The organism is Dietzia cercidiphylli (assembly GCF_014145145.1).
GTDB classification, from domain to species: domain Bacteria; phylum Actinomycetota; class Actinomycetes; order Mycobacteriales; family Mycobacteriaceae; genus Dietzia; species Dietzia natronolimnaea.
On the sequence record NZ_JAALEA010000263.1, the window covers coordinates 1 to 9788 of the forward strand.

Annotated in this window: 11 protein-coding genes; 5 read left to right on the forward strand and 6 right to left on the reverse strand. The window is 69.3% G+C overall.

Features of this window, described 5'->3' with window-relative positions; all coding sequences use genetic code 11:
- Window positions 1-109 precede the first annotated feature (109 nt).
- The 4 genes from G6028_RS09925 to G6028_RS09940 form a co-directional block, all read right to left on the reverse strand.
- Window positions 110-517 carry a YciI family protein gene (locus G6028_RS09925; protein ID WP_095718236.1) on the reverse strand — a complete coding sequence of 136 codons (408 nt, stop codon included), beginning with the start codon at window positions 515-517 and terminating at the stop codon, window positions 110-112.
- A gap of 103 nt (window positions 518-620) precedes the next feature.
- Window positions 621-2774, reverse strand: a complete 2154-nt coding sequence (locus G6028_RS09930) for a copper-translocating P-type ATPase (protein WP_095718237.1) — start codon at window positions 2772-2774, stop codon at window positions 621-623.
- Window positions 2775-2838: 64 nt separating this feature from the next.
- Window positions 2839-4368: a multicopper oxidase family protein gene (locus tag G6028_RS09935; RefSeq protein WP_095718238.1), complete on the reverse strand. Its 1530-nt coding sequence runs from the start codon at window positions 4366-4368 to the stop codon at window positions 2839-2841.
- Complete coding sequence (locus G6028_RS09940) at window positions 4361-4648, reverse strand: SHOCT domain-containing protein (protein WP_182658765.1); 288 nt, start codon at window positions 4646-4648, stop codon at window positions 4361-4363. The genes G6028_RS09935 and G6028_RS09940 overlap by 8 nt, the downstream gene beginning before the upstream one ends.
- 115 nt (window positions 4649-4763) lie before the next feature.
- On the opposite strand from G6028_RS09940, the gene G6028_RS09945 reads away from it, so the two are divergent.
- The 5 genes from G6028_RS09945 (at window position 4764) to G6028_RS09965 (ending at window position 8668) form a co-directional block, all read left to right on the forward strand.
- Entirely contained in the window at window positions 4764-5834 is a 1071-nt protein-coding gene (locus G6028_RS09945) for an RNA polymerase subunit sigma-70 (RefSeq protein ID WP_182617159.1), read from the forward strand.
- Between the two features lie 122 nt (window positions 5835-5956).
- Window positions 5957-6514 carry a dihydrofolate reductase family protein gene (locus tag G6028_RS09950; RefSeq protein WP_095718241.1) on the forward strand — a complete coding sequence of 186 codons (558 nt, stop codon included), beginning with the start codon at window positions 5957-5959 and terminating at the stop codon, window positions 6512-6514.
- 65 nt (window positions 6515-6579) lie between these two features.
- Window positions 6580-6870: a DUF4287 domain-containing protein gene (locus G6028_RS09955; protein ID WP_182658762.1), complete on the forward strand. Its 291-nt coding sequence runs from the start codon at window positions 6580-6582 to the stop codon at window positions 6868-6870.
- 99 nt (window positions 6871-6969) lie between these two features.
- Entirely contained in the window at window positions 6970-7872 is a 903-nt protein-coding gene (locus tag G6028_RS09960) for an enoyl-CoA hydratase-related protein (protein WP_182609465.1), read from the forward strand.
- Between the two features lie 40 nt (window positions 7873-7912).
- Window positions 7913-8668 (forward strand): SDR family NAD(P)-dependent oxidoreductase, encoded by a 756-nt coding sequence (locus G6028_RS09965; RefSeq protein ID WP_182658763.1) that lies wholly within the window; start codon window positions 7913-7915, stop codon window positions 8666-8668.
- Between the two features lie 19 nt (window positions 8669-8687).
- On the opposite strand, the gene G6028_RS09970 is transcribed toward G6028_RS09965, so the two are convergent.
- Both G6028_RS09970 and G6028_RS09975 read right to left on the reverse strand, forming a co-directional pair.
- Window positions 8688-9002, reverse strand: coding sequence for a hypothetical protein (locus tag G6028_RS09970; RefSeq protein WP_141244239.1), 315 nt, complete (start codon window positions 9000-9002; stop codon window positions 8688-8690).
- 458 nt (window positions 9003-9460) lie between these two features.
- Window positions 9461-9788 (reverse strand): alpha/beta fold hydrolase (locus G6028_RS09975; RefSeq protein WP_182658764.1); only part of this gene is annotated, 328 nt, incomplete at its 5' end.

Here is a 9788-nt window from a genome sequence, read left to right on the forward strand (position 1 = left end):
GAAGTCCGCCCCACGGCGCACGAGCACGCCGATCACCCGCGGGGTCAGCTCGCGCAGTTCCTGCCCGTCTGCGGTTGGCCCGGTCTTGGCAGGCCCGTGCATGGCAGGGTCAGCCCTCGAACTCCGGGGGAGCCTCCAGGAAAGGCCGCAGCTCGAGCCACTCGTGGATCGGCTCCCCGCCCGCCCCCGGGGCCGCAGATAGCTCGCCCGCGAGCTCGAGGGCCCGCTCGTAGCTGGCGGTCTCGATGATCATCCAGCCGGCGATGAGGTCCTTGGTCTCGGGGAACGGGCCGTCGGTCAGCGGCGGGCGGCCCTCGCCGTCGTACCGCACCCACGTCCCCGACTCCGACAACGCGTTGGCGTCGACGAACTCGCCGGACTCCTCCAGCCGAGCGGCGAAGTCGTTCATGTACTGGATGTGGGCGGACACCTCCTCGGGCGCCCACTCGGTCATGGGCACGTTATTGGGTGGCTCCGGGGCACCCCGGTAGTGCTTGAGCAACAGGTACTTGGCCATGGCGATCCTCCTCGTACTGTGCGACCCAGTGTGGTCGCTGCACTAGGGGGACGGAACCGGATCCGGGTTCTCGACATGAGCGACCAGATCGGTCACACCGTGGTCATGTGCGGGCCAATCGTGCCGGGTCGAGGTCGAGGCGGCGCAACAGCTGGGCGTTGAGCGCCACCACGATGGTCGAGACAGACATGAGGATCGCCGCGACCGCGGGGGAAATCGCCACGCCGACAAAGGCCAGAACCCCGGCGGCCAACGGCACAGCGATGACGTTGTACCCCGTTGCCCACACCAGGTTCTGCCACATTTTGCCGTAGCTGGCATGGGAGAGGTCGATGATAGACAGGACCGCCCGCGGGTCGTTCGCGGCGAGCACCACCCCGGCGGATTCGATGGCCACATCGGTCCCGGCACCGATCGCCACGCCCACATCAGCGCGAGCCAAGGCGGGGGCGTCATTGACCCCGTCGCCGACCATCGCCACCCTGTGCCCGCGCTTCTGGAGCTCGGTGACCTTGGCGTCCTTGTGCTCGGGAAGCACCTCGGCGAACACCTCGTCAATCCCGAGGTCCGTGGCCACGGCGTCCGCGACCTGCTGGGCGTCGCCGGTGATCATGGCGACCGAGACCCCACGGGCGTGCAGGGCGTCGATCGCCTGCCGGGACTCCTCCCGCACGGCGTCCTCGAGCGCGACGGCCCCCAGGATCCGGTCACCTTCGGCGACGTGCAACACCGACGCCCCGCGCGACACCCACTGCTCGGTCACCTCCGCGACGTCGGTGGGAATCGACAACCCCAGTTCGTTGAGCATGGCGGGACCGCCGACGCTGGCCTCGGTGCCATCGACACGGGCGCGGACCCCACGGCCTGGCAGGGACCGGAAATCGGTGGCGGCGATCCGCTCGCCGGCCGGCACCCGGTCATCGGCCGCCGCGACGATAGCCCGGGCGACGGGGTGTTCACTGTCGGCCTCGACCGCCGCCGCCAACGCCAACACCCGCTCCCCGGTGACCCCGCGCGCGGCGGTGACTCCCGTGACCCGGTGCTGGCCCTCGGTCAAGGTGCCGGTCTTGTCGAACAGGACCACATCGACGGTGCGCATGCGTTCGAGCGAGAGCCGGTCCTTGACCAACACCCCGGACCTGGCCGCTCGTTCGGTGGAGATCGCGATCACAAGTGGAATAGCCAACCCCAGCGCGTGGGGACAGGCGATCACGAGCACGGTCACCGTGCGCACCACGGCCTCGTCGACGTTGCCGAGCAACGCCCAGACCGCAAACGTGAGGATGCCCACGACCGTGGCGAAATAGAACAGGAACGCCGCGGCCTTGTCTGCCAGAGCTTGCGCTCGGGACGAGGAGGCCTGGGCGTCGGCGACCATCCGCTGGATGCCGGCCAGAGCCGTGCTCTCGCCCACCGCGGTGATCCGAACCCTCAGCGCGCTGTCCGTCGCAACGCTTCCGGCGACCACGGTGTCGCCGGCTTCTCTGGTGACCGTCTTGGATTCGCCGGTGATCATCGATTCATCGACTTCGGCACGGCCGTCGGTGACCGTGCCGTCGGCGGGCACCCGCGCTCCTGCGCGCACGAGCACCAGGTCCCCCAACTCGAGGTCCGGAAGCGGAACTGCGACAGTCCCGGAATCCGTGATCTTCTCCGCCGAGTCCGGCAGCATGGCCGCCAGCGCATCGAGGGCTCCCGAGGCCGAGCCGAGCGCGCGCATCTCGAGCCAGTGCCCGAGCAGCATGATCACGATAAGCAGCGCCAGTTCCCACCAGAAGTCCAGCTCGAACCCGCCGAGGCCCAAGGTGGTGATCCAGGAGGCGACAAAGGCGACAGTGATCGCCATGGAGATCAGCAGCATCATCCCCGGGCGGCGCGAGCGGAGTTCGGCCCAGCCGCCCGTGAGGAACGGGGTGCCGCCGTAGAGGAAGATCACCGTGCCCAGCACCGGGGCGATCCACATGGCGCCGGGGAAATTCGGCATGGTGTAGCCGAGCAGATCGGCGACCATGTGGCTGAAGTACACCACCGGGATCGCCAGCACCAGCGACGCCCAGAAGCGACGGCGGAACATCTCCCCGTGTGCCCCGTGCCCAGCGTGTCGATCGTGGCCCCCGTCCTCGCCGTGCCCGCCCGGCCCGACATGGGCGACGTGCTCGCCGTGCTCGGCGGGGGGCGGGCTGTGAACCTCGGCGCCGTGGCCGTGTCTGGTCGGCGCCGGGTTCGGTTGCGCGGGTCCGTGTTCCGGATGCGACATCAATAGCCTCCTGGGAGTGGCGGGGCTCAGGGGTTCGGCTGTCTTGGGTGTTTCAGGGTGTTCACTAGGCCAGGTAGGACAGGGTGGTCATCATCCCGGCCTCCTGGTGATAGGCGTTGTGGCAGTGAAGCGCCCACTGGCCGGGGTTGTCGGCATCGAATTCGATCTCCACGGTGCGCATCGGTCTGATCGTGACGGTGTCCTTGCGCAGCCCGGTATCGGGCAGAGCGAAGGTGTGTCCGTGCAGGTGCATGGGGTGGAACATGTCCGACATGTTGCGCATCCGCATACGAACCCGTTGCCCTTCGTTGACGTCCAACGACGTGATGTCGGGGTGAGCGCGGCCGTTCAGGGTCCACCTGTACGGCGACATGGTCCCGCCCATGTCCAGACTGTGGTAAACATCGTGCCCCTTCTCTTCCAGTCGGACGTCCGCGCGAGGCGCCAGATCGGTGCCGAACAGCACCTGCCGGTCCAGCTCGTCGGGTCGGGACCGGGTAGGCAGGTCGCCCGCAGCGGTGCGCACCAGTGCCTGCCCGTGACCGGTCTTGCCCTCGGCCTGCGCGAACAACGGGAAGACGCCGTCGCCGAGGGTGACGAGCACATCGAACCGCTCGCCCATCCCGACCATCAGTGCATCGGTATCCTGCGGCACGACCGGGAAGCCGTCGGTGTGGGTGATGGTCATCCGGTGCCCGCCCAGGGCCACGCGGAAGGCGGTATCAGCACCGGCGTTGATGAGGCGGATACGCGCTCGCTCCCCGGGTGTCGCGTTGAACACCATCGGGTCCTCCGGGACCCGCCCACTGACCAGGTAGAGCGGATAGCTCACGTCCCCGGCGCCGCCGAGCATCGGCGAGAGCATCGTCTCGGAACCCGTGTCCGTGGCGCCCATCCCTCTCATGCCGCCGTGGTCCATCGCGCCCATTCTTCCCATCCCAGATCCGCTGCCCATACCTGCGGCGTCACCGATGCCCAGGTCGCGGGCAACATCGTCGGGGGTGCGACCGGTGCCGTCGAGCCAGTCGTCGAGCACCACGATCCACTCGTGCTCATGGTCACCGGGCTCGTTCGGGTCGTCGACGATCAGGGGCCCGTAGAGTCCGCGGTCGAGTTGGAGCCCGGAGTGCGAATGATAGAAGTACGTGCCCGCGTGCGGGACGGTGAACTCGTAAGCGAACCGACCGCCGGGGGCGATGGGGTCCTGAGTCAGGCCGGGTGCCCCGTCCATGTCGTTGCTCAGTGCCAGTCCGTGCCAGTGCACGCTGGTTTCCGCCGGCAGCTGGTTGTCCACCTCCACCTTGAGCAGATCCCCGACACGGGCACGCAGTAGCGGCCCGGGCAGGCTAGGGTCGTAGCCCCAGGTGGAGACGACGCGTCCACCGAGATCCACGTCGACCGGACGCGGCGTCAACCGCGCTGAGACCACCCGTTGGCCCGCGCTGCGGCGCGCCAGCTCGGCACGACGGACAGCGTCCGACAAGGGCTGCACGGGGGTACCGGTCGGCGGGCCCGCTCCGGAACAGGCGACGAGCGCCCCGGCCCCGGCGAGGGCTGAACCGAGGAGGAAGGACCGGCGGGTCAGCTCAGACACGGGGCCGCCCGTGCTCGGGTTTCGTCGGTACGGAGTTGCCGGAGCGCGTCAGCTCCTCTCGGCGGGCCACGAACTCGTCGGAGCCGATCTCTCCGCGGGCGAAACGCACTTCGAGCACTCGAAGCGGATCGGCCTCCGGCGCGGTGCGTCCGTGCCCCCCGGAACGGTCATTACGGAACATCATGGCCAGCATGGACAGCAGTGCCGCCCAAAACACGAGCATGCACACCGCCATGATGATCCACCCGGTGGCACTCAGCTGACCCGACCAGCCCATCATGGTCGTCACCGTCCTTCGGTTGGTGACATCAGCATCGCGCGTGCACGCACCAGTTCAGGTAGAGGTCGCGTGAAGTTTTGATCAAGAAGGCCGGCCGCTGCATCGGCGGTGGACACTGTCCCCCGGAACCTGTCGCCCGGCCGCCGAACCACACCACAATTCCGCACCCCAGGCGGACAATGACCGCGTGAACACGACCGAGGCGGAGACCTACCGCCGCGAGATCCTCGGCTACTGCTACCGCTACTTCGGCTGTATCGCGGAGGCCGAAGACGCAACGCAGGAGACGATGCTGCGTGCGTGGAGGGCGCGGGATGGCGCCGAATTCGGCGGCCGCTCGTCGCTGCGTACGTGGCTGTATTCCATCGCCACCCACGTCTGCCTGGACATGGCTCGCGCGCCGCAGCGACGCAGCCTTCCGGTGGACCTCAACGAGCCCGGCCGCGTCCCAGACGACCCCACGTCGCTGGCCACCATGCCCGAGCAGATGTGGATCGGCCCGGCGAGCGACGCCCATCTCGGCGTCGACCCGTCCGCCACCGCCCTCGCCCGCGAATCGGTCCGGCTCGCCTTTGTCGCCGCGCTGCAGTTCCTGCCACCCCGGCAGCGGGTCGTGCTGATCCTCCGCGATGTCCTGGTGCTCTCGGCGGCGGAGTGCGCGGACCTCCTCGACATGTCCGTGGCCTCGGTCAACTCCGCACTCGCCCGGGCGCGCAAGACCATGGCCCAGCACGGGGCCACTCTCCCAACCGACACCGCGGACGACGCCCCCGCCTACGACACCCGGCTTCTCGAGAAGTACGTCGCCGCCTTCGAGGCCTACGACGTCGACCGCCTAGTCGACCTGCTCACCGAGGACGCGGAGTTCAGCATGCCGCCGTTCGAGCTCTGGCTCCGCGGCCCCGCGCAGATCGAGCGCTGGTGGCGCGGCCCCGGGCAGGTGTGCCGCAACTCGCGGACCATCGTCACCTCCGCCAACGGCCGTCCGGCCGTCGCGGTCTATCACGACGGCGGCGGTCGAGACGAGAGCCGAAACGACGCCGGCGTTCGCGACTCCAGCGCGGCTCGATGGGAGCCGTTCGCGATCCACGTCCTGGAGTCCCGCGCCGGCCGCCTCTCGGCCCTCACCCACTTCATCGGCGCGGGCCACTTCGCCGAGTTCGGCCTGCCCGCCCACCTGCCGTAGGGAGAATCCCCGCCGCACCGATCACTTTCGGCGCCTCGCACCGTCTACCCCTGTGAGGACGGTCCTTCGGGCCCCGAGCACCTGCTCGACCGGGCCCCCGAGTCCCCTCAGGAGGGATCATCATGAGCCGCACGATCACGGCCCACATGTTCTCCACGCTCAACGGCGTGACGGAGCATGCCGAGCACTGGCAGTTCGACGCCTTCGGACCCGAGGAGATGGAGTTCATGCAGAAGATGACTGCCGCGACCACGGACCTGGTGCTGGGCCGCACGCTCTGGCAGGAGTGGTCCGGTTACTGGCCCGGTGCGCAGGACCCGTTCGCCGAGTGGGTCAACCCGGTCCGCAAGCACGTGCTCACCTCCACCCTGACGGGCGAGCTGCCGTGGAACAGCGTTATCGCCACCGGTGATGCGGCCGGGTACCTCGGGCAGCTGCGGCAGGAACCGGGCGGCGACATCGCGATCGCGGGTGGCGTGGAGACCACCAGGAGGCTGGTGCTGGCGGGCCTGGTGGACGAGCTCACGCTGACCATCCACCCGGTGATCTCCGGTGAGGGCCGCAGGCTCTTCGACGAGTCCGTCCCCACGACGCGCCTGCGTCTGTTGAACTCGACGCAGACCCAGGCGGGCAACATCGTCGCGACCTATGCCCTGCGCTCGGACTCCGCGGACGCCTGACCGGACCCACTCGCTCATCACCCGAAACCCATCACCCCGCCGCCTATCGATCAGAGGAGAATCCGATGTCCTTCCAGGCGTATCTCGACATCATCGAAACCAAGACCGGGCTGACGCCGCGGCAACTCGTGGATCAGGCGACCGAACGCGGTTTCGGCCCCGGCACCAAGGCCGGGCCGATTCTGGAGTGGTTGAAGAACGACTACGGGCTCGGCCGCGGCCACGGCATGGCGCTCGTCCACGTGATCACCAAGGGGCCTCAGATCAGCTCGAAGCACGTCGGCTCCACCGGTTCACACGCCGACGCGACCGACATGCTCTGGCTCGATGGCGCGGCCACCAACCCGAACCGCTGAACCCGGATCCTCCCCCGTCGAGCCGGCGGCGAGTATGCGCAGCCGGTCAGTATCGGATCCCGGCCCCACCACCCGCCACCGCGGGTAGCGTCCGTCACCATGCAGCCCTCGCCCGACCAGGCACCCGAGACCGCAGCCGACCAGCGAGAGGTCGTCCTCGAGCGCCACGACGACGTCGCCGTGATCAGGCTCAACAGCCCCGATCGGCTCAACGCGGCGACCACGCGGAACCTCACCGACCTCGTCGCCGCCCTCGACGCCTGCGACGCCGACGACGACATCCGGGCCGTGGTGCTCACCGGCACCGGGCGGGCGTTCTGCGCGGGGGCCGACATCTCGGGCGGGGGCGACACCTTCGCCGTCGATCCCGGCCAGGACACCGGCAACCCCCCGCCGGACACGGGCGGCCTGGTCTCGCTACGCATCTTCCGGATGACCAAGCCGATTATCTCGGCGATCAACGGCTCGGCCGCGGGCGTCGGGGTGACCATGACCCTGCCCACCGACGTGCGTATCGCCGCGGACCACGCCAAGTTCGGGTTCGTCTTCACGCGACGAGGGTTGGTGCCGGAGGCGTGCTCCACCTGGTTCCTGCCCCGCATCGTGGGCATCTCCACGGCGGTCGAGTGGACTGTCGGCGGCAGAACCATCCTCGCCGGCGAGGCCCTGGAGCGCGGCCTGGTGCGTGAGCTGCTGCCCGCCGACGAGGTCCTCCCCCGCGCCATCGAGATCGCCCGCGAGCTGACCCGCGGCACTGCCCCGGTGTCGGCGGCGCTGACCCGCCAGCTCATGTGGCGGATGCTCGGCGCTCCCGACCCCGAGGTGGCCCACCGCGCCGAGTCCATCGGAATCTACACCCGCGGCACGTCCGCCGACGTCCGCGCCGGCGTCTCCGCGTTCCTGGCCAAGGAGGAGCCGGACTTCCCGGACCGCGTCTCGGACGGCCTGCCCGACCTCTTCTCACCTGAGCTACTTCCCTCACTGCCTCGCCGCATCATCTGACCGGTTCCACCGCCACCCCCCACCTCGGAGAGGACTCCCCATGACTTCTGTCGACCTCACCGGTCGCGTCGCGATCGTCACCGGATCGACCGCCGGCCTCGGCGCCCGATTCGCCCATGTGCTCGCGGACGCGGGCGCGACAGTCGTCGTGACCGGGCGGCGTACCGAGAGGATCGAGGAGGTCGTCGACGCGATCAGCCGACGCGGAGGCAGCGCGCACGGCGTTCGGCTGGACGTCGCCGATCCGGCCTCCGTCGAGTCCTGCCTCACGGAGGTGACCGAGCGTCTCGGCGCTCCCCGGATCCTGATTAACAACGCCGGCATCCCCGATGCGCAGCGCGCACACAAGATGCCACTGGAGCTCGTGCACGCCGTGTTGGACACCAATATCCGTGGCCCGTGGCTCATGGCGACCGGGGTGGCCCGACGGTTGATCGTGGCCGAAACCCCGGGCCGGATCGTCAACATCTCCTCGATGGCCGCGTACCACTACGCCGGGAACGGGGCCGCCCTCTATGCCACGACCAAAGCGGCACTCAGTCGGATGACGGAGGCCCTCGCCGTGGAGTGGGCGCGCAATCTCATCAACGTCAACGCCATCGCGCCGGGAGTCTTCGAGTCGGAGATGACCGACGGGATGCTCGAGCGGGTCGGCGACATCGCGCCCGGGTTCCCGCGGAAGCGACTCGGCGTACCCGAACAGCTCGATTCCACGCTGCTCTACCTCGTCTCGGACGCGTCAGAGGCGGTCACCGGGACCGTCATCAAGATCGACGACGGGCAACTCCCCCGCTGAGTCAGCCGCCGCGCACCTGTCACCGATCAGCTCCGGACGCGTACTCCGACGCCAGCTGCCGCAGTGCGTCGTGGTCGCCTCCCAACAGGTTTACGGGTGGGCGCATGCCGGGCAGGGCGACCGACGGCAGGGTCCACCAGGAGGTCGCAGCTTCCGGATAGCGACCGGCGTCCAGCACCCGGTTGATCGCGCAGATGATGTTGTTCGGGTCGCGCGGATCGAAGTAGTCCAGTTGGAATCGCGGGTAGACCCATCTCCGGTCGCCGCGGAGCGCGATCAGGCGGCCGTCTCGCGCGAACGTCCGAAGTGCGTCGGCGGCGGTGGATTCGGACAACACTCCGCGCCGCGCGAGGGCCTCAGCCGCTTCGACCGAGCACATCACAGGCACTTGCAATGTGGCACCCCGCGAGACTGAGACCGCAACGGCACGGGCACGACGAGCGGCAGTAGCGCCACCTCCGGCACGCGGTGCCGCGGGTCCCCGGAGCAGGTCACCGTCCGGCGCCCGGACCGTCTTCACGGCCCTGTCGATCTGCCCGGCGACCCGGCCGAACGCACTGCGACGATGCACTTCCCGCAGGACGACGTCCGAGAAGACCTGGTCGTCGAGCTCCCTCAACGCGCGATTCGCCCTGTCCCCCGGCGCGACGGATCTCTGGGACAACGGTCGATTCCGAGAAGTCATTGACGACCACCCCGCCTTCTGGGGAAGAACTCTAGACCGTCCGGGGGGTTGCGGCGAGGAGCAGTGTCGGCACGATGCTGCGCTCGGCGACCCGAGAATGTCCCGCATCAGGCCTCGGTGCGGCGCCACCAGTCGCTGATCGCGGTGGCCAACTCTTCAGGCGTCTCCACCGGCAGCATGTGCCCGGTCTCCCGGATCTCCACGTAGGCCACCGCCCGGGCGCCCTTGCTGCTGGCGCCCGCACCACCGCCCCCGGCACCGTTTGCCTCGGCCCACCTGCGCTGTTCCTCGGTGGGCACCACCTGGTCGTGTGATGCCCCCACGATCAGGACCGGGCAGGGCGCCTGCGCGGGGAAGGTACTGCGGTCCGGCCGTGCGCCCAGGGCCACCGAGTGCGCGGCGAACCGCTCCGGCCCGTACCCGCGCGCCGCGCGC

Bases quoted from the DNA above. Each gene is read 5' to 3' on its own strand.
- G6028_RS09925 (WP_095718236.1), bottom strand. From the start codon at position 517: ATGGCCAAGTACCTGTTGCTCAAGCACTACCGGGGTGCCCCGGAGCCA.
- G6028_RS09930 (WP_095718237.1), bottom strand. From the start codon at position 2,774: ATGTCGCATCCGGAACACGGACCCGCGCAACCGAACCCGGCGCCGACC.
- G6028_RS09940 (WP_182658765.1), bottom strand. From the start codon at position 4,648: ATGATGGGCTGGTCGGGTCAGCTGAGTGCCACCGGGTGGATCATCATG.
- G6028_RS09950 (WP_095718241.1), top strand. From the start codon at position 5,957: ATGAGCCGCACGATCACGGCCCACATGTTCTCCACGCTCAACGGCGTG.
- G6028_RS09955 (WP_182658762.1), top strand. From the start codon at position 6,580: ATGTCCTTCCAGGCGTATCTCGACATCATCGAAACCAAGACCGGGCTG.
- G6028_RS09960 (WP_182609465.1), top strand. From the start codon at position 6,970: ATGCAGCCCTCGCCCGACCAGGCACCCGAGACCGCAGCCGACCAGCGA.
- G6028_RS09965 (WP_182658763.1), top strand. From the start codon at position 7,913: ATGACTTCTGTCGACCTCACCGGTCGCGTCGCGATCGTCACCGGATCG.